The 24,885-nt window shown below is 64.0% G+C and carries 29 protein-coding genes; 5 read left to right on the plus strand and 24 right to left on the minus strand.

Annotation, left to right across the window (positions count from 1 at the left end):
- Positions 1–9 precede the first annotated feature (9 nt).
- The 23 genes from AC4FIJ_RS00925 to AC4FIJ_RS01035 all read right to left on the minus strand — a co-directional run bounded on the left by AC4FIJ_RS00925 (position 10) and on the right by AC4FIJ_RS01035 (position 20,299).
- Positions 10–1,665 carry a ribonuclease J gene (locus AC4FIJ_RS00925; RefSeq protein WP_490334844.1) on the minus strand — a complete coding sequence of 552 codons (1,656 nt, stop codon included), beginning with the start codon at positions 1,663–1,665 and terminating at the stop codon, positions 10–12.
- Positions 1,662–2,450, minus strand: a complete 789-nt coding sequence (locus tag AC4FIJ_RS00930) for a type III pantothenate kinase (RefSeq protein ID WP_490334845.1) — start codon at positions 2,448–2,450, stop codon at positions 1,662–1,664. The genes AC4FIJ_RS00925 and AC4FIJ_RS00930 overlap by 4 nt, the downstream gene beginning before the upstream one ends.
- Positions 2,451–3,203 (minus strand): biotin--[acetyl-CoA-carboxylase] ligase, encoded by a 753-nt coding sequence (locus AC4FIJ_RS00935; protein ID WP_490334846.1) that lies wholly within the window; start codon positions 3,201–3,203, stop codon positions 2,451–2,453.
- A gap of 4 nt (positions 3,204–3,207) precedes the next feature.
- Positions 3,208–4,677: an NADH-quinone oxidoreductase subunit NuoN gene (gene nuoN / locus AC4FIJ_RS00940; protein WP_490334847.1), complete on the minus strand. Its 1,470-nt coding sequence runs from the start codon at positions 4,675–4,677 to the stop codon at positions 3,208–3,210.
- Entirely contained in the window at positions 4,677–6,233 is a 1,557-nt protein-coding gene (locus AC4FIJ_RS00945; protein WP_490334848.1) for an NADH-quinone oxidoreductase subunit M, read from the minus strand. Before AC4FIJ_RS00945 ends, nuoN begins: the two co-directional genes overlap by 1 nt.
- Positions 6,234–6,237: 4 nt before the next feature.
- Positions 6,238–8,307 carry an NADH-quinone oxidoreductase subunit L gene (gene nuoL / locus AC4FIJ_RS00950; protein ID WP_490334849.1) on the minus strand — a complete coding sequence of 690 codons (2,070 nt, stop codon included), beginning with the start codon at positions 8,305–8,307 and terminating at the stop codon, positions 6,238–6,240.
- 11 nt (positions 8,308–8,318) lie between these two features.
- Positions 8,319–8,624, minus strand: coding sequence for an NADH-quinone oxidoreductase subunit NuoK (nuoK, locus tag AC4FIJ_RS00955; RefSeq protein ID WP_066843658.1), 306 nt, complete (start codon positions 8,622–8,624; stop codon positions 8,319–8,321).
- Positions 8,625–8,634: 10 nt separating this feature from the next.
- Positions 8,635–9,252, minus strand: a complete 618-nt coding sequence (locus tag AC4FIJ_RS00960) for an NADH-quinone oxidoreductase subunit J (RefSeq protein WP_490334850.1) — start codon at positions 9,250–9,252, stop codon at positions 8,635–8,637.
- 27 nt (positions 9,253–9,279) lie between these two features.
- On the minus strand, positions 9,280–9,765 hold the full coding sequence (nuoI, locus tag AC4FIJ_RS00965) for an NADH-quinone oxidoreductase subunit NuoI (RefSeq protein ID WP_490334851.1): 486 nt from the start codon (positions 9,763–9,765) through the stop codon (positions 9,280–9,282).
- On the minus strand, positions 9,762–10,805 hold the full coding sequence (gene nuoH, locus AC4FIJ_RS00970; RefSeq protein WP_490334852.1) for an NADH-quinone oxidoreductase subunit NuoH: 1,044 nt from the start codon (positions 10,803–10,805) through the stop codon (positions 9,762–9,764). Before nuoH ends, nuoI begins: the two co-directional genes overlap by 4 nt.
- On the minus strand, positions 10,802–12,808 hold the full coding sequence (gene nuoG, locus AC4FIJ_RS00975; protein WP_490334853.1) for an NADH-quinone oxidoreductase subunit NuoG: 2,007 nt from the start codon (positions 12,806–12,808) through the stop codon (positions 10,802–10,804). Before nuoG ends, nuoH begins: the two co-directional genes overlap by 4 nt.
- On the minus strand, positions 12,808–14,097 hold the full coding sequence (gene nuoF / locus AC4FIJ_RS00980) for an NADH-quinone oxidoreductase subunit NuoF (RefSeq protein ID WP_490334854.1): 1,290 nt from the start codon (positions 14,095–14,097) through the stop codon (positions 12,808–12,810). The genes nuoG and nuoF overlap by 1 nt, the downstream gene beginning before the upstream one ends.
- 3 nt (positions 14,098–14,100) lie before the next feature.
- The gene (locus AC4FIJ_RS00985; protein WP_490334855.1) at positions 14,101–14,241 is read right to left on the minus strand and encodes a hypothetical protein; all 141 of its coding nucleotides are present in this window, start codon (positions 14,239–14,241) and stop codon (positions 14,101–14,103) included.
- Positions 14,241–14,408: a DUF8582 domain-containing membrane protein gene (locus AC4FIJ_RS00990; RefSeq protein ID WP_490334856.1), complete on the minus strand. Its 168-nt coding sequence runs from the start codon at positions 14,406–14,408 to the stop codon at positions 14,241–14,243. The genes AC4FIJ_RS00985 and AC4FIJ_RS00990 overlap by 1 nt, the downstream gene beginning before the upstream one ends.
- A complete protein-coding gene (locus tag AC4FIJ_RS00995) occupies positions 14,408–15,076 on the minus strand; it encodes a complex I 24 kDa subunit family protein (protein ID WP_490334857.1) in 669 nt (222 codons plus the stop codon). The genes AC4FIJ_RS00990 and AC4FIJ_RS00995 overlap by 1 nt, the downstream gene beginning before the upstream one ends.
- The gene (locus AC4FIJ_RS01000; RefSeq protein WP_490334858.1) at positions 15,076–15,408 is read right to left on the minus strand and encodes a nuclear transport factor 2 family protein; all 333 of its coding nucleotides are present in this window, start codon (positions 15,406–15,408) and stop codon (positions 15,076–15,078) included. The genes AC4FIJ_RS00995 and AC4FIJ_RS01000 overlap by 1 nt, the downstream gene beginning before the upstream one ends.
- 10 nt (positions 15,409–15,418) lie before the next feature.
- A complete protein-coding gene (locus tag AC4FIJ_RS01005) occupies positions 15,419–15,631 on the minus strand; it encodes a hypothetical protein (protein ID WP_490334859.1) in 213 nt (70 codons plus the stop codon).
- Complete coding sequence (locus AC4FIJ_RS01010) at positions 15,628–16,839, minus strand: NADH-quinone oxidoreductase subunit D (RefSeq protein WP_490334860.1); 1,212 nt, start codon at positions 16,837–16,839, stop codon at positions 15,628–15,630. The genes AC4FIJ_RS01005 and AC4FIJ_RS01010 overlap by 4 nt, the downstream gene beginning before the upstream one ends.
- The gene (locus AC4FIJ_RS01015) at positions 16,836–17,732 is read right to left on the minus strand and encodes an NADH-quinone oxidoreductase subunit C (protein WP_490334861.1); all 897 of its coding nucleotides are present in this window, start codon (positions 17,730–17,732) and stop codon (positions 16,836–16,838) included. Before AC4FIJ_RS01015 ends, AC4FIJ_RS01010 begins: the two co-directional genes overlap by 4 nt.
- Complete coding sequence (locus AC4FIJ_RS01020) at positions 17,732–18,292, minus strand: NuoB/complex I 20 kDa subunit family protein (protein WP_490334936.1); 561 nt, start codon at positions 18,290–18,292, stop codon at positions 17,732–17,734. Before AC4FIJ_RS01020 ends, AC4FIJ_RS01015 begins: the two co-directional genes overlap by 1 nt.
- Positions 18,293–18,372: 80 nt before the next feature.
- A complete protein-coding gene (locus tag AC4FIJ_RS01025) occupies positions 18,373–18,747 on the minus strand; it encodes an NADH-quinone oxidoreductase subunit A (RefSeq protein WP_066843622.1) in 375 nt (124 codons plus the stop codon).
- A gap of 128 nt (positions 18,748–18,875) precedes the next feature.
- Positions 18,876–19,784, minus strand: a complete 909-nt coding sequence (locus AC4FIJ_RS01030) for a prepilin peptidase (protein ID WP_490334862.1) — start codon at positions 19,782–19,784, stop codon at positions 18,876–18,878.
- Positions 19,694–20,299 (minus strand): SH3 domain-containing protein, encoded by a 606-nt coding sequence (locus tag AC4FIJ_RS01035; protein WP_490334863.1) that lies wholly within the window; start codon positions 20,297–20,299, stop codon positions 19,694–19,696. Before AC4FIJ_RS01035 ends, AC4FIJ_RS01030 begins: the two co-directional genes overlap by 91 nt.
- Before the next feature lie 120 nt (positions 20,300–20,419).
- Between AC4FIJ_RS01035 and AC4FIJ_RS01040 the strand changes: the two genes are divergently transcribed.
- The 5 genes from AC4FIJ_RS01040 (at position 20,420) to AC4FIJ_RS01060 (ending at position 24,310) form a co-directional block, all read left to right on the plus strand.
- Positions 20,420–21,436 carry a 2-hydroxyacid dehydrogenase gene (locus tag AC4FIJ_RS01040; protein ID WP_490334937.1) on the plus strand — a complete coding sequence of 339 codons (1,017 nt, stop codon included), beginning with the start codon at positions 20,420–20,422 and terminating at the stop codon, positions 21,434–21,436.
- Between the two features lie 166 nt (positions 21,437–21,602).
- The gene (rph, locus tag AC4FIJ_RS01045; RefSeq protein ID WP_490334864.1) at positions 21,603–22,322 is read left to right on the plus strand and encodes a ribonuclease PH; all 720 of its coding nucleotides are present in this window, start codon (positions 21,603–21,605) and stop codon (positions 22,320–22,322) included.
- Positions 22,319–22,954, plus strand: coding sequence for an RdgB/HAM1 family non-canonical purine NTP pyrophosphatase (gene rdgB / locus AC4FIJ_RS01050; protein WP_490334865.1), 636 nt, complete (start codon positions 22,319–22,321; stop codon positions 22,952–22,954). The genes rph and rdgB overlap by 4 nt, the downstream gene beginning before the upstream one ends.
- A gap of 176 nt (positions 22,955–23,130) precedes the next feature.
- Entirely contained in the window at positions 23,131–23,490 is a 360-nt protein-coding gene (locus AC4FIJ_RS01055) for a hypothetical protein (RefSeq protein WP_490334866.1), read from the plus strand.
- An 88-nt stretch (positions 23,491–23,578) separates the two neighbouring features.
- Positions 23,579–24,310, plus strand: a complete 732-nt coding sequence (locus tag AC4FIJ_RS01060) for an NRDE family protein (RefSeq protein WP_490334867.1) — start codon at positions 23,579–23,581, stop codon at positions 24,308–24,310.
- Position 24,311: 1 nt separating this feature from the next.
- Here AC4FIJ_RS01060 and AC4FIJ_RS01065 read toward each other — a convergent pair whose 3' ends face one another.
- Positions 24,312–24,878, minus strand: coding sequence for a CAP family protein (locus AC4FIJ_RS01065; protein ID WP_490334868.1), 567 nt, complete (start codon positions 24,876–24,878; stop codon positions 24,312–24,314).
- Positions 24,879–24,885 lie beyond the last annotated feature (7 nt).

The following is a 24,885-nucleotide window of genomic DNA, read 5'->3' on the forward strand; positions in this document are numbered from 1 at the left end:
GCGTTAGGCTCAGGCCGCGTCCATCGCAAGCACCGCGACCTGCGGGTTCTTTCCCGACCAGCGGCGGGCGGCACGGCGCGCCGCAAGGCGGGCCGCCTCGAACACGGCTTCGGGATCGCGGGCGCGGCCTTTCAGCCGTGCGATCGCCGTTTCGACATCGCCTTTCGCTTCCTCGAGAAACTCGTCCATGTCCTCGACCAGCGGCAGACCGATGGCGTTGACCATGACCCCCGTGCGCGAACCGGCGGGCGGCAGGACCACGGTGACATGGCCGTTCTGCGCGAGGCGGCGGCGCTCCACGATGGAATCGCCGTCAGCAGGCACGATGATATCGCCGTCGAGGACGAGCCGCCCTGCCCTGCTCTCGCCGATCTTGCCGGGTTTGCCGGGCGCGAGACGGATGATGTCGCCGTTCTTCTGAACCACCTGCCTGGGAATCCCGGCTGCTGCGCCGACACGCGCTTGCTCGGCCATGTGGCGCATCTCGCCATGCACGGGGACGAGGATTTCGGGCCGGATCCAGCCGTAGAGCGCCTCGAGTTCCGGCCTGCCGGGATGGCCCGACACGTGGATCAGTTCCTGCCGATCGGTCACCATCTCGATCCCGCGGCCGGCAAGCTGGTTCATGATCCGTCCGATCGCCAGCTCGTTGCCGGGGATCTGGCGGCTGGAGAACAGCACGACGTCGCCTTCGTCCAGATCGATCGGATGCTGTTCCGACGCGATCCGGGCCAGCGCCGCGCGCGGTTCGCCCTGCCCGCCGGTCGCGATGACAAGAACCTCGCCGCGCGGCAGCGACATGGCCGTGTCGAAATCGACCGTATCGGGAAAGTCCTGCAGATAGCCATTGGACTGCGCAGCACGAATGATCCGGTCGAGCGAGCGCCCGGCGACGCATAGCTGCCGCCCGGTATCCTTCGCCACCTGCCCCAGCGTGTGCAGACGCGCGACGTTGGACGCGAAAGTCGTGACCAGAACGCGCTTGCCCTTGTGGCGGGCGACCTCGGCGTCCAGCCCGGCGCGCACGGCGCCTTCGCTGCCCGAGGCGCTGGAATTGAACACATTGGTCGAATCGCACACCAGCGCGAGTACGCCCTGATCTCCGATCTCGGTCAGTTCCTCGGGCGTCGAGGGTTCGCCAATCTGCGGATCCTCGTCGAGCTTCCAGTCGCCGGTGTGGAAGACGCGGCCGAAGGGCGTCTCGATCAGCACCGCATTACCCTCCGCAATCGAATGGGCCAGCGGGACATAGCGGACCTGGAACGGCGAGATCGAGCCGCCGGGGCGGAAATTGTCGAGGTGGTCGATGACATGCATCTCCACCTCTTTCTCGATTCCGGCTTCCAGCAGCTTTTCGTGGACCAGCGACGCGGTGAAAGGCGTCGCATACAGCGGCACGCCGAGATCGGCGGCAAAGTAAGGCACCGCGCCGATGTGATCCTCATGCGCGTGGGTCAGCACGATGCCGACGAGGTCCTCGGCGCGCTCCTCGATGAAGTCGAGGTCGGCGAAGACGAGGTCGACGCCGGGATAGCCGGGGTCGGCAAAGCTCATGCCTAGGTCGACCATCAGCCATTTGCCGTCGCAGCCGTAGAGATTGACGTTCATGCCAATCTCGCCCGACCCGCCGAGCGCGAGAAATATCAGTTCGTTTTTAGGAGTCATCGATTAGGCATATCGGTACGCTCGGCCAGAATTGCGAGGCCCTGCAGAGTCAAATCCACGTCGATATGGTCGAAAATGTCGGTGCACTCGTCGAACAGCACGGCAAGACCGCCCGTCGCGATCACCTTTGCGGGCCTGCCGATCTCTTTGCGCAGCCTTTCGACCAGCCCCTCGATCATCGAGACATAGCCCCAGAACACGCCGATCTGCATCTGGCTTTCGGTATTGCGGCCGATCACGCTGCGATCGCTGCCCGGCGATTCGATGGCGATGCGGGGCAGTTTCGCCGCCGCGCTGACCAAGGCATCGAGCGACAGATTGATGCCCGGCGCGATGATGCCGCCCTTGTAGGTGCCCGCGAAGTCGATGACGTCGAAGGTCGTGGCGGTGCCGAAATCGATGATGATCTGGTCGCCCTGCCACATGTCATGCGCGGCGACCATGTTGACCGCCCGGTCCGCGCCCAGCGAATCCGGTTCGTCCACGTCGGCCCTGATGCCATAGCCGACGGGCGGCTCCCCGGTGAACAGGGGCGTGCCGCCGAAATATTTCTCACCCAGAACGGTAAGATTGTGGCGGGCGCGCGGAACCACGGTCGAGACGATCACCCGGTCGACCGCCTTGAAGTCGAGGCCTTCGAGCGCGAAAAGCTGCATCAGCCAGACGGCATATTCGTCCGCAGTGCGCCTTGCGTCGGTCGCGATGCGCCAGCGCGTGACGGCCTTGCGCCCCTCCATCAGGGCGAAAACGATATTCGTATTGCCGACGTCGCAGGCGAGCAGCATTCAGTTTTCCCCGTTGCGCAGGAGTTCGACCTCGCCCGCGTGAATGGCACGAACGGTGCCGCCCGCCAAGCGCAGCAGCAGCGCACCGTCCGGATCGAGACCGCGATATTCGCCCGTCAACCGGTCCTCGCTGGCCGGGTTAACCGCGATCTTCGTGCCGGGTGCGGGACCGCGCGCGACCCAGCGGGCGACCGTTTGCGCCAATCCGGCCGAGCGCCAAAGCGCGATCTCGGCTTCGAGCGATGCCGCGAGAGCGCGTTCGAAATCCGCGCGCGGCACCTCATGACCAAGAGCCGAAAGGGCGATGGAGGGACGGTCCGGCAGGTCCGGCGCACTGGCGAGATTGATGCCGATGCCGATGACGACATGGTCGCGCTGTCTTTCGAGCAAGATACCCGCCAGTTTCGCGCCCTTCGCCAGCAGGTCGTTCGGCCATTTGAGGGCAAGATCGGCCCCGGCGCCTGTGAGCCCCGCGACCGCTTCATATACGGCCACGCCCGTGACCAGCGCCAGCGTATGGGGCGGCGGATCGCCCGCGCGGATTGCTACGCAGGTCGATCCCATGAAATTGCCCGCACCGTCCTGCCACACCCGGCCGAGCCGCCCGCGGCCCGCTTCCTGACGCTCGGCGATCAGCCAGTCGCCCTCTCGCAGCTGCTCCCCCCTGGAAAGCCGCGACAGCAGTTCCGCATTGGTCGATCCGATCCGGTCGACATGCTCGAACCGGCGCCCGGATTGCGGGGGCACCGTCATGCGGTCACCCGATGAAGAACAGTGCCGCCGCCGCCTTGTTCGCCATCGCGCCCAGCCACGGCGTCAGCACATAGCCCAGCGGCGAGATCAGCAGGCAGGATACGAGCAGGATGATCTGGTGCGACAGCGGCCCGCTTTCCTTTGCGACACGGCCGCTGGGTTCGTCGAAGAACGCGATCTTGACCACCTTGATATAATAGAACGCGCCGATCACGCTGGCCGCGATGCCGATGGCGGCAAGCGCGATCATATTGGCATCGACCGCCGCCTGGAACACGACGAACTTGCCCCAGAAGCCGAACAGGGGCGGAATGCCGGCAAGGCTGAACATCACGGCCAGCAGCGCCCAGGCCATCGCCGGACGGACCGACGACAGGCCCGACAGATCGGCAATCGCCTCTACCGGGCGGCCATCGACGTCGCGCAGCATCAGCACGACGGTGAAGCCGGCAATGCTCATCGCCACGTAAATCGCGAGATAGACCAGCATGGCCGAAGCGCCCTCAGGCGTCGCGGCGGCGAGGCCGATCAGCAGGAAGCCGATATTGTTGATCGACGAGAATGCGAGCAGCCGCTTGATATTGGCTTGCCCGATCGCGCCCAAGGCGCCGACCACGATGGACGCGAGCGCGACGAAGATCACGATCTGCTGCCATGCCCCGACCTGCGCGCCGAATGCGCCCAGCGCCACGCGCATGGTCAGCGCCAGCGCCGCCACCTTGGGCGCCGTGGCAAAGAAGGTGGTGACCGGCGTCGGCGCACCTTCGTAGACGTCGGGCGTCCACATGTGGAACGGCACCGCGCTGATCTTAAACGCAAGACCCGCCAGAACGAAGACAAGGCCGAAGACCGCGCCAATGCCGATCTCGCCCGTCATCGCAAGCCGGACGGCGGCAAAATCGGTGCTGCCGGTGAAGCCGTAGGTTAGGCTCATCCCGAACAGGATGATGCCGCTGGCAAGCGCGCCCAGCACGAAATACTTGAGGCCGGCTTCGGCCGAACGCTCATCCGTGCGCAGAAAAGCCGCCAACACATAGGCCGACAGCGAATTCAGTTCGAGCCCGATATATAGCGTCAGGAAATCGCCCGCCGACACCATCAGGTTCATGCCAAGCACCGCGAACAACACCAGCACCGGGAACTCAGCCCGCATCGCGCCATAGCCGTCGAGGAAGCGCGGGGCCACCATCAGCGTCACCGCGGCGGAGAGATAGATCAGCAGCTTGGCAAAGGCCGAAAAGGCGTCGGCATTATACTGCCCAAGGAACGCGATCCGGTCGGGGCCTGCCATGCCGCCCGCCAGCGTCGGGATCGCGACCGCGGCGCAGGCCACCAGCGTGGCGACGGCAGCGATCGAGATGACCCGGCTGCCCTTGTCGCCAAGCCATGCGGCGGCAAGCAGCAGGACAAGGCCTGCAACGGTGAGGATTTCCTCTGCGACGATAAGCGCGAGGGATTGCGAGAAATCGGTCATCAGTGGGCACCCTCACCCGCGTCATGGTGTTCTTCGGCAGCAGCCGCGGCGGCCGCCTGCTGTTCGGCGCTTGGCATGGCGAGATGTGCGTCGCCGGCGGGCGCCACGCTTTCAAGCCGCTGGTCCAGCCATTCGATATCGCCGCGCATCGGAGCGAGGAAGCTTTCGGGATAGATGCCCATCCACAAAGTCGCGGCGGCAAGCGGCACCATCATCATCCATTCGCGCCCGTCCATGTCGGGCATGGCGGCGGCATCGGCGTTCTTCTGGTCTCCGAATGCCACACGCCGATAGAGATAGAGCATGTAACCCGCACCGAGGATGATGCCGGTGGTGCAGACCAGCGCGACCCAGCTGGATGCCTGATAGATGCCAGCAAGGCCTAGGAATTCGCCGATGAAATTGCTGGTGCCCGGCAGGCCGATCGAGGCCATGGTGAACAGCAGGAAAAAGATCGCGTATTTCGGCATGTTGATCGCAAGACCGCCGTAACGCGAAATCTCACGCGTATGCAGACGGTCGTAGATCACGCCGACACACAGGAACAGCGCGCCCGATACAAGGCCGTGGCCCAGCATCACCATCATTGCGCCTTCGAAGCCCTGCACGTTGAACGCGAACAGCGCCGCCGTCACGATCGCCATGTGGGCGACCGAGGAATAGGCGATCAGCTTCTTCATGTCGTGTTGGACAAGCGCGATCAGGCTGGTGACCACGACCGCGATCATCGACAGCGCGAAGACCAGCCAGGCGAACTGGACGCTCGCCTCGGGGAACATCGGGATGGCGAAGCGGATGAAGCCATAACCGCCCATTTTCAGCAGCACGCCCGCCAGGATCACCGAGCCCGCGGTCGGCGCCTGCACGTGCGCGTCGGGCAGCCAGGTGTGCACCGGCCACATCGGCATTTTCACCGCGAAGCTGGCGAAGAAGGCAAGCCACAGCCAAGTCTGCGCCCCGGCCGGGAAGTCATAGGCCATCAATGTCGGGATGTCGGTGGTGCCGGCCTCGCGGACCATCCAGAACATCGCGATCAGCATCAGCACCGAGCCGATCAGCGTGTACAGGAAGAACTTGTACGCCGCGTAGATCCGGTTGTCGCCGCCCCAGATGCCTATGATCAGATACATCGGGATCAGCCCGGCTTCGAACATGATGTAGAACAGGAACAGGTCCTGCGCCGCGAACACGCCGATCATCAGCGTTTCCATGATCAGGAATGCGGCCATGTATTCGCCCACGCGCTTCTGGATCGAATTCCAGCTGGCCCCGATGCAGATCGGCATCAGGAACACGGTCAGCAGGATCAGCAGCAGCGCGATGCCGTCGATGCCCAGCGCCCAGCTGAAGCCCGCGAAAAGCTCGGCTCGCTCGGTAAATTGCCACTGCGCGCCGCCCACGTCGAACGCGCCCCACAGGACGATGCCGAAGGCCAGATCGACCAGCGTTGCCGCCAGTGCGATCACCCGCGCCGTCGGTGCCGATACGAAGAAGCATGCGATGGCGCCGACGAGCGGCACCAGAAGCATGAGCGAAAGGATCGGAAAGCCGTCCACGAACTTACTGCCCCGCCATCGTTGCAATGACCCAGCTGACCGCGGCGACAAGGCCCAGCAGCATGATCAGAGCATAGGAATAAAGATAACCCGTCTGCACCTTGCTCGCGAAGCGCGAGCTGGCCGCGACGAGCGACGCCGCACCATTGGGTCCGAAGCGATCGATGATCCCGATATCGCCGATGGTCCAGAACTTGCGTCCCAGCCAGAAGGCGGGCTTCACGAAGATCGCGTGATACAGCTCGTCGAAATACCACTTGTTCTTGAGGAACTGGTACAGGAAGCCGAACTGGCCCACGAAACGCGCCGGTGCCGAGGTGTCGCGGATATAATTGTTCCACGCGATGGCCAGCCCGATCAGCATGACCAGTCCCGGCGCGATCTTCACCCAGGCCGGAACCGCATGCATCGCATGGACCAGATGCTCGTTGTAATAGAGCGAGCCGCCCCAGAACTCCGCACTGTCGAGGAAAGCGTGGCTGAACACCGCGCCCGCGAACACCGCGCCGATCGACAGCACGATGAGCGGCAGCAGCATGACCGCCGGGCTTTCGTGCGGGTGATAGCCGCCGGTGCCGTCATGCGCATGCGCCGGGTTCGCCGGATGATGCGGGTCGTGGCCTGCATCTTCCTGATGCGCGGGATTGTGCTCGTCCGGCTCGTCATGGCCATGGTGGACGGCGTGCTGGATGTGCTCGCTCTCGATCCAGCGCGGCTTGCCCCAGAAGGTGAGGAACATCAGGCGCCAGCTGTAGAAGCTGGTCAGCAGCGCCGCGAAAATGCCGAGGAAGAAGGCAACCTGCGACAGCTCGGTCCCGCGCGCGAACGCGGATTCGAGGATCGCGTCCTTGGAATAGAAGCCCGCGAAACCGACATGCGCGAACCATAGGCCCACACCGGTGATCGCCAGCGTGCCGGCCATCATCGCCCAGAAGGTGATCGGGATCTGCTTACGCAGCCCGCCGTAATAGCGCATGTCCTGCTCATGGTGCATCGCATGGATGACCGAGCCCGCACCGAGGAACAGCAGCGCCTTGAAGAAGGCGTGGGTGAACAGGTGGAACATCGCTGCGTTATAGGCGCCGACGCCTGCCGCGAAGAACATGTAGCCGAGCTGCGAGCAGGTCGAATAGGCGATCACGCGCTTGATGTCGGTCTGAGTCGTGCCGACGGTGGCGGCGAAGAAGCAAGTCAGCGCGCCGATCGCGATCACGAAGCCGGAAGCGACCGGTGCCACCTCGAACATTGGGGAAAGGCGGCACACCATGAACACGCCGGCTGTCACCATGGTCGCCGCGTGGATCAGCGCCGACACGGGGGTCGGGCCTTCCATCGCGTCGGGCAGCCAGGTGTGCAGGCCAAGCTGCGCAGACTTGCCCATCGCGCCGACGAACAGCAGCAGGCAGAGGATGTCCATCGTGTAGAGGCGCATACCAAGGAAGGTGATCGTCGAACCCTGCATGCCCGGCGCGGCGGCCAGAATTTCGGAAATCGATGTGGTGTTGAAGACCAGGAACGTGCCGAAGATGCCCAGCATGAAGCCAAGATCGCCCACACGGTTGACCACGAAGGCCTTGATCGCGGCGGCATTGGCGCTGGGCTTCTTGAACCAGAAACCGATCAGCAGATAGGACGCAAGACCCACCCCTTCCCAGCCGAAGAACATCTGGACGAGATTGTCCGCCGTCACCAGCATCAGCATGGCGAAGGTGAACAGCGACAGATAGGCGAAGAAGCGCGGCTGGTCCGGATCCTCGTCCATGTACCCCCACGAATAGAGGTGCACGAGCGCAGACACGCTGGTGATCACCACCAGCATCACGGCAGTGAGCGTATCGACGCGTAGCGCCCAGTCAAAGCTCATGTCGCCCGACTGGACCCATTTCAGCACCGGCGCGACATAGGCGCTGGCGCCGCCCGTCATGAAGGGCACGAAGATCATCCATGCCAGCGCGCAGGACAGGAACAGCGCGCCGGTGGTGATCACTTTCGCCGGAAAGGACCCGATCGAACGATTGCCCAAACCGGCAACGATCGCCGCCAGCAGCGGCGCAAAGACGAGTATCTGGATCATGGCGGGCGGCCTTATCCCTTCATCCGGTGGATGTCGTCCACCGCGATCGTGCCGCGGCCACGGAAATAGATGACCAGGATCGCAAGCCCGATCGCCGCCTCGCCCGCCGCGACGGTCAGGACGAACATGGCGAAGATCTGGCCGGTCAGGTCGCTGAGGAAGGCGCTGAAGGCGACGAAATTGATGTTCACCGCCAGCAGGATCAGCTCGATCGCCATCAGGATGACGATCACGTTCTTGCGGTTGAGGAAGATGCCCAGCACGCCCAGCACGAACAGGATCGAGCTGACGACGACGTAATGTTCGATTCCGATCACGGCGCCCTCCTTACAGTTTCACGCCCGCGCCCACTTCGGGACGGGTCTTGACGATGGCTTCTTCCGGACGGCGCTTCACCTGCTTCGAGATGTCCTGGCCGCGCACTTCGGGGCGATGACGCAGGGTCAGCACGATGGCGCCGACCATGGCGACCAGAAGGATCACGCCCGCCGCCTCGAACAGGAAGAGATAGCGCGAATAAAGCAGCGCCCCGATGGAAGCGATATTGCTGCGGTCCAGCACCGGCGCGTTCATGCCGTCGGGCGTCCCCAGTTCCAGCCCGCCCGCGTTATAGGCGACGAGGCCGACGAACAGTTCGACGAACAGCACGATAGCGATGGCCACGCCCAGCGGCGCGTTCTTCACGAAGCCGGCGCGCAATTCCGAAAAGTCGATGTCGAGCATCATGACCACGAACAGGAACAGCACGGCCACCGCGCCGACATAGACGATGACGAGCAGCATCGCGATGAACTCTGCCCCCACCAGCACCATCAGCGCCGCGGCGTTGAAGAAGGCAAGGATCAGCCACAGGACCGAATGCACGGGATTCCTCGCCAGAATGACGAAGCAGGCCGATGCAATCACGAGGGCCGCGAAGAGATAGAAGGTGATGGTCTGGATCATGGGTTTTGATGTCCCGCGAGCGCGCCCCTAGCGATACGGCGCATCGGCTTCAAGGTTCGCGGCAATCGCCCGCTCCCACTTGTCCCCGTTGGCCAGCAGTTTCGCCTTGTCGTAAAGCAGTTCTTCACGCGTTTCGGTGGCATATTCGAAATTCGGCCCCTCAACGATGGCATCGACCGGGCAGGCTTCCTGGCAGAAACCGCAATAGATGCACTTCGTCATGTCGATGTCATAGCGCGTGGTGCGGCGGCTGCCGTCAGCGCGCGGTTCGGACTCGATGGTGATCGCCTGCGCGGGGCAGACCGCTTCGCAAAGCTTGCACGCGATGCAGCGCTCTTCCCCGTTGGGATAGCGGCGCAGCGCATGTTCGCCGCGAAAGCGCGGGCTCAGCGGGTTCTTCTCGAACGGATAGTTGATCGTCGCCTTGGGCTTGAAGAAATACTTCAGCGTCAGCGTGTGCGCCTTCAGGAATTCCCACAGGGTGAACGATTTTATGAGATGAGCGACGCTCATGAATACCTCGTCAGCATAAGCCAGCCGGAAACGAGCACGACGAACAGCAGGCTCATCGGCAGGAAGATCTTCCAGCCAAGACGCATCAGCTGGTCATAGCGGAAGCGGGGCACGGTGGCCTTTACCCAGCTGAAAATGAAGAAGAAAAACAGGATCTTCAGCAGGAACCAGACGATGCCGGGGATCAGATACAGCGGCTCCCAGTCGAACGGCGGCAGCCAGCCACCGAAGAACAGGATCGCGTTCAGCGCGCACATCAGCAGCACGTTGGCATATTCGCCCAGCCAGAACAGCGCGAAGCTCATCGACGAATATTCGGTCTGGTAACCGGCGACCAGCTCGCTCTCCGCCTCGGTCAGGTCGAACGGCGCGCGCGCGGTTTCCGCCATGCCCGAGATCAGGAACAGCACCCACATCGGGAACAGCAGGAGGTGGAACACGAACCCGTTGACGAAGCCGAGGCCAAAGCCGCGCTGCGCCTCGATCATTTCGGTCAGATTGTTGGTATTGGCGAACAGGATGACGCAGATCAGGATGAAGCCAATCGAGACCTCATAGGAAATCATCTGAGCGGCAGCACGCATCGCACTGAAAAACGGATATTTCGAGTTCGACGCCCAGCCCGCGATCACCACGCCGTACACGCCCAGCGAACTGATCGCGAGGATGTAGAGCAGACCGATATTGATGTCCGCCAGCACCATGCCGGGACCGAACGGCACCACCGCCCATGCCAGTAGCGCCACGGTAAAGGTGATGATCGGCGCGATCAGGAACAGGCCCTTGTTCGCGGCCGACGGAATGATCGTTTCCTGCAGGAACACCTTCAGACCGTCGGCAAAGCTTTGCAGCAGGCCGAACGGGCCGACCACGTTGGGACCCTTGCGCAGCGCCATGGCCGCCCAGATCTTACGGTCGGCATAGATGATCATGGCCACGCCCAGCATCAGCGGTAGGGCGATCAGCAGCACGCCTGCGATCGTGGCGAGGAACCACGCCCATCCATATTGCATGCCGAGGGATACGAAGAAGTCGGTCATGCCGCGGCCTCCGCAACGGTTTCGCCGTGCCACAACTCGGACGAGCAGCGCTGCATCGTCGGGCTGGCGCGCAGGATCGGGTTGGTGAGATAGGGGTCGGCGATCGGATAATTCTCGATCACGCCCGAAGCATCACCGCCGCCCGCCGGAACCGACACGCGCAGATCGGCAAGCCCTTCGTGCGCCAGCGCAGGCGTATCCGCGAACATCGCCGCGCGAAGCTGGTCGAAGCCGTCGAAGCCGACCGAAACGCCCAGCGCATCCGCCAGCGCGCGCAGTATCGTCCAGTCCTCGCGAGCGTCACCCGGGGCAAACACAGCCTTCTCGGACCGTTGTACGCGTCCCTCAATATTGACGTAAGTGCCAGCCTTCTCGGTATAGGCGGCCGCGGGCAGGATAATGTCGGCGGCATGCGCGCCCTTGTCGCCGTGATGGCCGATATAGACCTTCAGGGCATCGCCGAACGGCGCATAATCCATCTCGTCCGCGCCCAGCGACAGCAGGACCTTGGGCTTTGCCGCCGCGATGTCCGCCATGCCGCCCTTCTGCGCAAGGCCGAGCAGCAACCCACCCATGCGCGAGGGCGAGAAATGCAACGCGTTGAAGCCGTTCCAGCCGTCCTTGACGACGTTGAACTCGGCCGCCAGCGCCAGCGCCTTGCCCAGCGCGCCGCGGCCTAGCGCCGCACCGCCGACGATGATCGCAGGCCGCTCGGCCCCCTTCATCGCGTCGACGACATCGCTGCCCAGCGCGTTCAGCACAGACAGATCATTGCCAAGGAACGTCGCCGCATAGGTCGTGTCGTATTCGGGACCGACGTGGAAGATCTTCGCGCCGCCCTTGGCCGCCTTGCGCAGGCGCACATTGAGCAGCGGCGCCTCGTGCCGGATCTGGCTGCCGATCACCAGCACGGCATCGGAATTCTCGATCTCTGCCAGAGTGGTGTTAAAATTCACCGCCGCGAGGTTCGAGGTGTCGTACACCAGACCGGTCTGGCGCCCCTCGATCAGGGTGGAGCCGCAGGCCTTCAGCAGCGCCTTGGCCGCGAACATCGTCTCGCAATCGACCAGATCGCCGTAGACGGCGGCGAGGCTACCGCCCGGCTTGGCGGCCTTGATCTTTTTGAACGCCTCGTCCCAGCTCGCCTGTTCCAGCTTGCCCGCCTTGCGGATCCAGACCTTGTCCAGACGGCGGCGGGTCAGGCCATCGACCGCATAGCGCGACTTGTCGGCGATCCATTCCTCGTTGACGTCATCGTTGATGCGCGGCTGGATGCGCAGCACCTCGCGCCCGCGGCTGTCGATGCGGATATTCGCGCCGACCGCATCCATCACGTCGATGCCAAGCGTCTTCTTCAGCTCCCACGGACGCGCTTCATACGCATAGGGGCGGCTGGTGAGAGCACCCACCGGGCACAGATCGATCACATTGGCCGAAAGCTCGTGCTTGGCGGCCTTTTCCAGATAGGTCGTGATCTGCATGTTCTCGCCGCGATACAGCGCGCCGATCTCGTCCACGCCTGCGATTTCCTCGCTGAAACGGACGCAGCGGGTGCAGTGGATGCAGCGGGTCATGATCGTCTTGATCAGCGGGCCCATGTATTTCTCGGTCACCGCGCGCTTGTTCTCGTGATAGCGCGTGGCACCGCGGCCATAGGCCATCGCCTGGTCCTGCAGGTCGCATTCGCCGCCCTGGTCGCAGATCGGGCAATCGAGCGGGTGGTTGATGAGGAGGAACTCCATCACCCCTTCGCGCGCCTTCTTGACCATTTCGCTGTCGGTGCGGATTTCCTGACCATCGGTCGCGGGCAGCGCGCAGCTTGCCTGCGGCTTGGGCGGGCCGGGCTTCACCTCGACAAGGCACATGCGGCAATTGCCGGCGATCGACAGCCGCTCGTGATAGCAGAAACGCGGGATTTCCTTGCCCGCAAGCTCGCACGCCTGCAGCACGGTCGCGCCCTGCGGGACCTCGATTTCCTGTCCGTCTACGGTAACCTTGGGCATTATTCGGCGGCCTCTGCCATGTTTCCTGCTGCCGCGATGCGGCGCTCAAGCTCGGGGCGGAAGTGTTTGATCAGGCCCTGGATCGGCCATGCGGCCGCGTCGCCAAGCGCGCAGATCGTGTGGCCTTCCACCTGCTTCGTCACCTGGAACAGCATGTCGATCTCCTCGACCGCCGCCTCGCCGGTGCGCAGCCGTTCCATCACGCGCCACATCCAGCCGGTGCCTTCGCGGCAGGGCGTGCACTGGCCGCAGCTTTCATGCTTGTAGAAATAGCTGATGCGGCTGATCGCCTTCACGATGTCGGTGGACTTGTCCATGACGATCACTGCCGCCGTGCCAAGGCCCGAACCCACGGCCTTCAGCCCGTCGAAATCCATCGGCGCGTCCCAGATCTCGGCCGCGGGCACCAGCGGCACCGACGAACCGCCGGGGATCACCGCCAGCAGATTGTCCTTGCCGCCGCGAATGCCGCCGCAATGCCGCTCGATCATCTCGCCGAACGGGATCGACATCGCTTCCTCTACCACGCAGGGCTTGTTCACGTGCCCGCTGATCTGGAACAGCTTGGTGCCCTTGTTGTTCTCTCGCCCGAAGCTTGAGAACCACGCCGCGCCGCGCCGCATGATGGTGGGCGCGACCGCGATCGATTCGACGTTGTTCACGGTGGTCGGGCAGCCATACAGGCCCGCGCCCGCCGGGAACGGCGGCTTGAGCCGGGGCTGGCCCTTCTTGCCCTCAAGGCTTTCGATCATCGCGGTTTCTTCGCCGCAGATATAGGCGCCAGCGCCGCGGTGGACGAAGACGTCGAAATCATAGCCCGAACCGGCGGCGTTCTTGCCGACCAGCCCGGCGTCATACGCCTCCTGCACGGCGGCGAACAGCACCTCGGCCTCGCGGATATATTCGCCGCGAATGTAGATATAGGCGGCGCGCGCGCGCATCGCGAAACCGGCGACCAGCGCGCCCTCGATCAGCTTGTGCGGATCGTGGCGGATGATCTCGCGGTCCTTGCACGAGCCCGGTTCGGATTCGTCGGCATTGATGACCAGAAAGCTGGGACGGCCGTCCGGGCTTTCCTTGGGCATGAACGACCATTTCAGGCCGGTGGGAAAACCCGCCCCGCCGCGTCCGCGCAGTCCAGAGGCCTTGATCTCCTCAATGATCGCGTCCTGCCCCTTGGCGAGGATGTCCTTGGTGTTGTCCCAATCTCCGCGCTTTTGCGCAGCGGACAGGTTCCACGGCTGATAGCCATAGACGTTCGTGAAGATGCGGTCTTTATCAGCCAGCATCGGTCAAACTCCGAATCCGAATACGAAAATAGCGGCGGCGATCAGGATCGCGACCAGCGCGACCGTCTTGACGACGCCCTTGAGGACTTTCCACGCGATAATCAGCCCAAGCAGGGCGACCGCGATGGGGATCAACCCTTCCATCACTCGCCATCCTGCTTCCCGCTTTTGCCGGACAGGACGATAAAAACCACGCCTAATGCAAGGAAGGTCGCGCCCATCGCAGTGTTTTGCGTGGCGAAGAAGATCGCTGCCGCGAACAGGAAGCCCGCGCCCGCGAACCGGTAATTGCGTTGTTGCAGCGAGGCCATCACCATTCACCCCGATAATCGTGGTTCTCGCCCACCATGGCGGTCAGCGTGGTCGGTCCGCCCACCGGCTCGACCGTGTGACGATCGGGATCCTGCGTGCCTTCCTTCGGCGTCTCGCCGCGGGCCAGCGCGTCGAGCACCGCATCGAAACGCTCACCCGTCAGATCCTCGTAATTGCCGTCGTTGATCTGGACCATCGGCGCGCTGGCGCAATTGCCCATACATTCCACCTCGGTCAGGGTCCACAGGCCGTCGTCGGTGGTATGGCCCTTGGCCATGCCGCGCGCCTTGCAGCGTTCCATGATCTCGTCGCTGCCGCGCAGCCAGCACGGCGTGGTGCCGCAGACCTGCACGTGGAATTTCCCCACAGGGACAAGGTTGTACATGGTGTAGAAGGTCGCGACCTCAACCACGCGGATCACCGGCATGTCGAGATAGGCGGCGACATATTCCATCACCGGGATCGGCAGCCAGCCCTGCGTGCCAGTATCCTCGCCCACCTGCCGCTGCGCGAAATCGAGCAGCGCCATCACGGCGGATTTCTGCCGGCCCTCGGGATAGCGGGCGATCGCGGCCTTTGCCTTTGCGTCCCATTCGGGCTTGAACGCAAAGCCGCCCCAGCGGGCGCGCAGTTCGGGCGTATCGGGTTCGATGTAACGGTCGGCCATCAGCGGATGAACTCCACCCGAGAGCATTTGTCGCCCTCGAAACTATAGACTGCGAGCACGTCGAACGGCTCGGCATCGGCGCTGCGCCATACGCGCTCGTGCAAAGTGACAATGTCGCCGAACTGCTTCGCGTCGATTATCTCGGCGCGGTTCTGCGGGAACTCGGCGAACATCGCCTTGAGCCCGGCGCGGGTGCCTTCGCGGCCTTCGCGTACCACGGCGCCGCGATAGGCCGCCTCGCATGCGTCTTCGGTCATCAGCGCGACATAGGCGTCCGCATCCTGCGCATTGTAATGCGCGATCATCTGCTTTGCAGTATCCAACCTGGTCATAGTCCCGGTCTCAGCCACGCGGACCTCCGCGGCGGCGCTTCCAGTTGCGATATTGCGATTGGCCGAACGAGAAGAACTCGAACGCCGCGACGCAGGCGGCCATTTCGGCCAGCCATTCGTTCGTTTCAAAGCCCAGCGCCAGCGAGCCGAAGAACAGGACGATCAGGGCAAGACCCGTCGCCGATGCCAGCACGCTCATCTGTTCGGAATGCGTCAGCCTCACCGGTCGCACTCCCCGAACACCACGTCGATGGCGCCAAGAATGGCAGTCGCGTCGGGCAGCATGTGGCCCTTGCACATGAAGTCCATCGCCTGAAGGTGGCTGAACGCGGTCGGGCGGATCTTGCAGCGATACGGCTTGTTGCTGCCGTCGCTGACCAGATAGACGCCGAATTCGCCCTTGGGGCTCTCGGTCGCTACATAGACCTCGCCCGCGGGCACGTGGAATCCCTCGGTATAAAGCTTGAAGTGGTGGATCAGCGCTTCCATCGACTGCTTCATCTCGCCGCGCTTGGGCGGAGAAACCTTGCGGTCGTCGGACGCGATCGGCCCGTCCGGCATTTCGGCAAGGCACTGCTTGATGATGCGCGCCGACTGATAGACTTCCTCAACGCGGACCATGAAGCGATCGTAGCAATCGCCGTTGGTTCCCACGGGAATCTCGAAATCCATCCGGTCGTAAACGTCATAGGGCTGCGACTTGCGCAGGTCCCAGGCGATGCCGCTGCCGCGGATCATCGGACCGGAGAAGCCCCACTTCACCGCGTCGTCCTTGCTGACGATGGCGATATCGACATTGCGCTGCTTGAAGATGCGGTTGTCTGTAACCAAGCTCATCGCATCGCCGAACAGCTCGGGCAGGCGCGTGTCGACCCAGTCGCCGATATCGGTCAGCAGCTTGAGCGGCACGTCCTGATGCACCCCGCCGGGGCGGAAATACGCGCTGTGCATGCGCGCGCCGGACGCGCGTTCGAAGAAATTGAGGCAGTCCTCGCGCAGTTCGAACACCCACAGGTTCGGCGTCATCGCGCCGACATCCATGACATGCGCGCCGATGTTCAGCATGTGGTTGCAGATGCGCGTCAGCTCCGCGAACAGCACGCGCAGATATCGCGCGCGCAGCGGCACCTCGACGTTCAGCAGCTTTTCGATCGCCAGCACATAGCTGTGCTCCATGCACAGCGGCGAGCAATAGTCGAGCCGGTCGAAATAGGGCAGCGCCTGCAGATAGGTCTTGTACTCGATCAGCTTTTCGGTGCCGCGGTGCAGCAGGCCGACATGCGGATCGACGCGCTCGATGATCTCGCCGTCAAGCTCCATCACCATGCGCAGCACGCCATGCGCCGCCGGGTGCTGCGGCCCGAAATTGATCGTGTAGTTCGAAATGACGTCGTCGCCGGTGGTCGGCGACTGTTCGAGTTGCAGGCTCATCGGTCCTTGCCCTTCCCGCCCTCTGCGTCGGCGTCGGGATCGTTCTTGTCGACTTCGGTCGCGCCCTCGGTATCGGCGGTGCGGCCTTCACGGCGCGGCTGCCCTTCCCGGCTTTCGGTCGGTTCGGGCGCGTCGGTCGCGGGGCCGCCCTCGTCGAGGTCGGGCGAACCGGGGCTTTCCGTTTCCGCCGCCTTGGCGTCGGTCTTCGCACCCGCGCCCGTGTCCTTGGGGCTTTCGGTCGTCTTCGGCTCGTCCACCTTGGGAGGAGCGGGATGCTCTGCCGCCTTCTCGTCACCCGGCAGCACGTAATCCGCGCCTTCCCACGGGCTCATGAAGTCAAAGCTGCGGAAGTCCTGCGCCAGTTCGACCGGCTGATAGACGACGCGCTTCTCATCCTCGGAATAGCGCAGCTCGACATGGCCGGTCAGCGGGAAGTCCTTGCGAAAAGGATGCCCTTCGAACCCATAGTCGGTGAGGATGCGGCGCAGATCGGTGTTGCCCGCGAACAGCACCCCGTACATATCGAAGACCTCGCGCTCCAGCCATCCGGCGACCGGCCAGATGTCGGTCACGGTCGGCACCGGCTTGGCCTCGTCGGTGCTGGTCTTGACGATGATGCGGTGGTTCTTCGTGAGCGAGAGGAGGCAATAGCACACCTCGAAACGCTCTGGCCGCGACGGATAGTCGACGCCCGCGATTTCCATCAGCTGCTGGTAATCGTGATCGTCGCGCAGCACGCGCAGCGCGGCGTTGAGCTGCGAACGCTCGACCACCAGGAACACTTCGCCGTGCTCCTCATGCGCGCTGACCAGCATGGAGCCGAGCGCGGAAGCGAGCGCGTCCTTCACGCCGGTGTTGGGCGCGAATTTGGGAGCGGAATGAACGACGGCCATCAGCGCCTCACCGTGCCTTCGCGGCGGATCTTGCGCTGAAGCTGCATCACGCCATACAGCAGCGCCTCTGCGGTCGGGGGACAGCCAGGGACGTAAATGTCGACGGGCACGATCCGGTCGCAGCCACGCACCACCGAATAGGAATAGTGGTAATAGCCGCCGCCATTGGCGCACGATCCCATGCTGATCACATATTTGGGATCGGACATCTGGTCATAGACCTTGCGCAGTGCCGGAGCCATCTTGTTGCACAGCGTACCCGCCACGATCATCACGTCGGACTGGCGCGGCGAAGCGCGCGGCGCGACGCCGAAACGCTCCATGTCATAGCGCGGCATGTTGACGTGGATCATCTCGACCGCGCAGCATGCGAGGCCGAAGGTCATCCACCACAGCGAACCGGTCCGCGCCCACTGGAACAGTTCTTCCGTGCTGGTCAGCAGGAAGCCCTTGTCGTTGACCTCGGTCGAGAGCGCATTGAAATAGTCGGAATCCGGCTGGCGCAGTTCGCCCGGCTGGGCCGCGGGATGCAGAGCCGGATTATGCGCCGCGCCCGACACCGTTGTCCCCGGCGGGTTCGGAGTTCGCGGCGTGGTCGCGGCTGCGCGGGCAGCCTCGGCCGGCGATACGGATGTGTCGTTCACTCCCATTCGAGAGCTCCCTTCTTCCAGGCATAGGCAAAGCCGACGATCAGTTCGAACAGGAACACCATCATCGTGATCCAGCCCGGCCATCCAGTCAGGTCCAGGCTGACCGCCCAGGGAAACAGGAATGCCGCCTCAAGGTCGAAGATGATGAACAGGATCGCCACCAGATAGAATCGCACGTCGAACTGGCTGCGCGGATCCTCGAACGCAGGGAAGCCGCACTCGTACTCCGAGAGCTTTTCCGCATCGGGATTATGCGAACCCGTCAGGCGCGACACACCCATCGGCAGGAAGACGAACAGGGCGGAAAGCCCCAGCGCGATCACCAGGAAGATGAAGATCGGCAGATATTGTGACAGGTCGACCAAAAGGCCCTCTCTGGCTGCATGCCGCGATAACGGACTTCAAGCTTTGCGGATACATCGCACCCGCGAAATGCGCCCTAGGCAAGGCCGCGCCGCTGCGCAAGGGGGCTGAATGTATGTAGCAGGTCGGCTCAGGGTGTCAGAAGTGAAAATCCTGCAAATGTTACGGCAATCGTTGCAACCGAAATCATCGTGCCAAGCGGCAGCGCCCCTGCGGAATCGTCGCTGCGAAGGGAATTGTCAGGCCCGGATCCTGCGTTGCCGCGGACCATCGACAGCAGGGCAAGCCCGATTCCCAGGACCGCCGCCAGCAACAGAATAAAACAAACGCCGGTCGGTCCAACCCATAATCCGGCCGCCCCCATCAGCGGGGGATCGGCGCTTCCCATCCCGTCGCGGCCGCGGATCGCGCGAAAGGCCAGCGCGGGCGCGGCGAGCAGGACATAACCGAGGCCCCCGCCCGCCAGCTGCCGAAGTACGAGCGTCTCCGCAGGTAGATCATGCGCAATTGCCAGCAGGGGCAGGATCGCGGCACTGACGGCCAGCAGGGCGATTCCCGTCGGCAGCAGGTGAAAGGCGCGCCAGTCGGACAGGCCAAGCACCAGCAATTGCCAGCCCAGCAGCGCCGCGACGACCGCCTGCGCCGGCGAGGCCATTGCGAGCCATGCCCCCAATCCGATGCCGGCGCCCAGAATTTCGGCTGCGGGCTGAAGCCGGTCGATGCGCGAGCCGCAAGTCCTGCATCGCCCCCGCAAGGCAGTGAAGGACAGGATCGGCACCAGATCGATGATCGACAGCGTGCGGCCACAGCCATCGCAGCGCGACCGGCCGGTCACCACGCTCTCCCCTCGTCCGATCCGTATAGCGGCTGCGCCCGCAAAGCTGCCGACCACCGCCCCGATCAGGGCCAGCAGGACGGGCAGCAGCCAGCCGAAGCCCGGGGCCGCGATCAGGGCTCTCCCGGTCCCCAGAGCCGGTTTTCGGGCACCCAGCCTTCCTGCAATGGTCCCTCCCGCTCGCCAACGGCAAAGCGGCACCATCCATCCGAACAATCGCCGAGCCAGCCGGTGACGCCGGGCTCGACCTGCCAGAGCAGCTTGGCACCATCGTCCGGCATGGCGCGCATCATGACATTGTCGTCGCCGGTAACGATGGCGGTCCGCTCTCGGCTGAGGAAGCGGGAGACCAGCCATCCGCGCGTGCCGTCGGGATCCTCGACCAGCCGCCAGCCCGACAGGCGGCGGACCACTTTCAGCGGCAGGCCCTTGCGCTGATACACCCAGACGATCCGGTAGCTGCCGCCGGGACCCACGCGCATGTTCGCCTTGTCGGTGGTGAGCGATGCCCAATAGGGCACTTCGTCCGTATCCTGCGCCGCGGCTGGCATCGCCATGAACGCCAGCAGGACGAGCGATATCCCCATGACGAGGATGCGCGCCATGCCGGTCGGACGATTGGCCGCTGGTGTCGGGACAGAATGCATGTGCAGCGCATAGACCCGCGCGGGTTTCGCGCCAAGATCCGTTCCCTCGCAACCCACATCGAAAACGGCCACATCGAAAACGGATATCGCGGCGGAACATCCGTTCGCGCGGGCATCTTCTGTTGACCATGCCCCCCTGCCCGGCGTAGCGCCGCAGCCATGGCAGACAGCATTCCCGAGGCAGCCGATCCGATGTCAGACCCCGCGATTGCAGCCACGAGGCGAATAGAGGGCAAGCCGCAAGTCTTCGTCACCCGCCGCCTGATGCCGGTCGTCGAACAGCGCATGGGCGAATTGTTCGATGCGCGGCTGAACGGCGACGATCATCCTTTGTCGCGGGATGAACTGGCCGAGGCGATGGCGACATGCGACGTGCTGGTTCCCACCGTCACCGACGAAATCGACAAGGCGCTGATCGACGTTGCGGGCGACCGTCTGCGCCTGATCGCCAATTTCGGTGCCGGAACCGACCACATCGACCTTGCCGCCGCCCGCGCGCGCCGCATAATCGTCACCAATACGCCCAGCGTCTTTACCGACGACACGGCGGATCTGACGATGGCTCTGCTGATCGGCGTTATGCGCCGCATGCGCGAGGGGACGCGCATCGTGCGCCACGGCGAATGGAAAGGCTGGGGACCGACCGGCATGCTTGGCCGTTCGCTGGGCGGGAAGACATTGGGCATCATCGGCATGGGGCGCATCGGACAGGCGGTGGCCCACCGCGCCCGCGCCTTCGGCATGCAGATCATCTATCACAATCGCCGCCGCCTTCCCGAATCGGTCGAACGCATGCTGGGCGCGGAATTTGCCGCCGATGTCGACGATTTGCTGGCGAAATGCGACATCGCGACCCTGCATTGCCCAAGCACCGCCTCTACCCACCATCTGATCGACGCGCGCCGCATCGCGCTGATGAAGGACGGCGCGGTGATCGTGAACACGGGCCGCGGCGAGCTGATCGATCAGGAAGCGATGATCGCCGCGCTGGAAAGCGGGCATCTGTGGGGCGCAGGCCTCGACGTCTATCCGGAAGAGCCGGTGGTCGATCCGCGCCTCATCGCGCACCCCTATGTCATCACCCAGCCCCATATCGGCAGCGCGACCGAGGAAGGCCGCACCGCCGCGGGCGTGAAGATCATCGCGAATATCCGCAGCTGGGTCGACGGCCACAGCCCGCCCGACCGCGTGATCGAGGGCTATGCCTGACAGGGCCGTGCGCTGAACGGCGCGCATTGCTGCGGGTCGAATTTTTCCCGATTCCGAACCCGGTTTTCGGCACCGCAAGTCGATTCGCGGCAATCCATCTTGCACCGCGCGGGCAAAACTTTCACAGGGGCGGCCGGAATTGAACACGAACTGCAAAGGTATTCCCATGCGCCCATCCGGCCGCGCCGCCGATCAAATGCGGACCATCTCGATCGAGACCGGCTTTACCAGGCATGCCGAGGGATCGGTCCTCGTCAGCTTTGGCGAGACCAAGGTCCTTTGCACCGCCAGCGTCGAGGAGCGCGTGCCGCCCTTCCTGCGCGGCAAAGGCGAAGGCTGGGTGACGGGCGAATATTCGATGCTGCCCCGCGCCACCCACACCCGCGGCAGCCGCGAGGCGGCCAAGGGCAAGCAGTCGGGCCGCACGCAGGAAATCCAGCGGCTGATCGGCCGCTCGCTGCGTTCGGTCACCGATATGAAGAAGCTGGGCGAGCGGCAGATCACCCTCGATTGCGACGTGATCCAGGCCGATGGCGGCACGCGCACGGCTTCGATCAGCGGCGCGTGGGTCGCGCTGCGTCTGGCGGTTCAGGGCCTGATGAAATCGGGTGCGATCAAGGACGATCCGCTGACCCGCAAGGTCGCGGCCGTTTCCTGCGGCATCTATAACGGCACGCCGGTGCTCGACCTCGACTATCTGGAGGATTCCAGCGCCGACGCCGATGCCAATTTTGTGCTGATCGAGGGCGGACACATCGCGGAGGTGCAGGCCACCGCCGAAGGCGCGACCTATGACGAGGAACAGCTGCTTCGCCTTCTGCGCCTCGCCCGCACCGGCTGCGACGAGATCTTCCGCGCACAGGCGGCGGCGGTCGCCGGCGCATGAACGAAACGCCTCGCCTCGGTTCCGGTTCACTGGTCATCGCCACCCATAATGCGGGCAAGCTGAAAGAGATTTCGGCCCTGCTCGCGCCCTATGGGATGAACTGCCTGTCGGCGGGTTCGCTGGGCCTGCCCGAACCGGCCGAGACGGGGAAGACCTTTGCCGAAAACGCGCTGATCAAGGCGCGCGCGGCGGCAGAGGCGTCGCAGATCGTGGCGCTGGCGGACGATAGCGGGCTGTCGGTCGATTCGCTCGGCGGCAGGCCCGGCGTCTACACCGCCGACTGGGCCGAGCGGCAATGGTTCGAAGGCGATCCGGGCCGCGACTGGTACATGGCCATGGGCAAGGTTGAAGGCCTTCTGGCGCAGCAGGGTCCGGATGTGGACCGCAGCGCGCACTTCTCGTGCACGCTCGCGATTGCGTGGCCCGATGGACGGCATGCCATCTATGAAGGGCGGATCGACGGTTCCCTGACATGGCCGCCGCGCGGCACCTTGGGGTTCGGTTACGATCCCGTGTTCGTACCCACCGGCCGCGAGCAGACCTTCGCGGAAATCGACCCGGACGAAAAACATGCGATCAGCCACCGTGCCGATGCGTTCAGGAAACTGGTCGCCGAACAGTTCGGCGTCTGAATCGCCTGTTTGCAGGTACTTGGCCATCGCGGGCGACTTTTGAAGGCAGCGATCATCGCGGTCGCTGGTAGCCAAAAGTGCCCTGTCCGATCCTCGCCGGGACCCGCGCGTTAAGGAAATCTCAATAACCGCACCCGCACTATTCCCGTCAGAAATCTCGTGCTCAGGAGATTTGCGTGGGTCGTCACAACATCACTCCAATCATCGACCAGCAGGCCATCAAGGCGCGCTGCCGGTATCGCATGGGAACGGGCATGTCGTTCCCCGCCAATCTCGTCGAACTGACGCGCGAAGGCGCGCGGATCGAGGGGATTTCCCGCCAACTTGGTCCGCGCGACAGGCTGACGATTTCGTTCGGCGGCCTGTCCGCCATCGACGCCGAAGTGCAATGGATCGAGCGCGGGCAGTCGGCACATCTGCGCTTTCTCAACCCGCTCTATCCCGCGGTTCATACCTTCGTGATCGCGCGCCTGCGCGGGGCCCATTTCGAAGTGCGCCTGCCCAAGCCGAAACCGGTCGTACGGGCCTGCTGCTGACCGTTCGATTGCCTGCCCGGCTGGAACCGCACGACTGCATTTGTTAGGACGCGCCGGTTTTCACAGATCGTAAAGGCGGGTCGATCCGATGTGCGTTGCCGCAGTGGCATGGGATTGCCATCCCGATCTCTTGTTGGTCGCAGTCGCCAACCGTGACGAGTTCCACGCCCGCCCCGCCGTACCCCTGGAGGAATGGAGCGACGATCCCGGCGTACTTGCGGGCCGCGACCTGCGCAGCGGCGGGACCTGGCTGGGCGTATCGCGTCAGGGGCAGTTCGCACTTCTTACCAATTTTCGCGATCCCGACGGGTTTGCGGAAGGCAGGCCGTCTCGCGGCAGCGTCGTCACCGATCTTCTAAAGGGCCGCGAACCTGCTGGATTATCGGCAATGAACCCGCTGAACGCGTTTCATGCGACACCGCACGACGCGTATTTCCTGACAAATTACCCCGGCCCGCAATACGCAAAGCTTGATGGCGGAATCCACGGCCTGTCCAACGGCGCCTTTGACAAACCCTGGCCCAAGACGCGGCAATTGGGGACGGCACTCGGGGCATGGCTGAAGGGCGAAACCGGTGATGTCGAACCGCTCTTTGCCGCGCTGCGTTCCGAAACACCGCGAGCCGACGAGCCGGCCCCGCTTCATGCGCCGGAACCGGGCTATGCGCCGATCTTCATTTCCAATCCGACCTATGGAACCCGCTGCAGCACGGTCGTCACCATCGCGCGCGACGGAACCGGCATGATCGCGGAACGCAGCTTCGATCCGCAAGCGCGGCCCGTGGGCGAGCGCCGCCTTGCCTTTGCCTGGCCGGTCTAGATTACAGCACCTTCTGCCCCATCGTATTGCCCGCCGGCCAGTACCGGCAGACCAGCCAGTCCTGCCCGCCGCCCGGCGCGACCGCGCAGCCGACTTTCTGGGTGCCGCGCCAGATCAGCTGCGTGTAATGCCCGACATCGCGCCATTGTCCGGTGGTGGAGACATCGGGAAAGGTCCCGCGCCGGAAATGGCGCTTTTCGTCGACGAAAGTGCCGATCATCTCCTCCGCGGTGTAATAGCCCTTGGTGCCGCGCCACAGGTTCTCCCCCGCTCCGCGCCGTGCGGCGTGGTCGGCATGGGTCATGCGCTGCTGGCGGGCGATCTCCTCGGCCCAGTCCTGCGCATCGGCGGCAAGCTGCGCGTCCCACGCAAGGGGCGGCACGCCGACGCGCCGGCGCTCCTCGTTATGGCGGTCGAGCAATCTTTGTGCGAAACTGCCCGAAGGCACGCTGTCGATCCGGGGATATTTGCTGGAATAGCCCCATTGCTGCTGCGCAATTGCGGGCGCCGCCAATGCCGCGGCCAGTGCGCCCATGACCATCACTGCCGTCGCTGCCTTGTGTTTCATCCATCCG

This window comes from Croceicoccus sp., assembly GCF_983967925.1.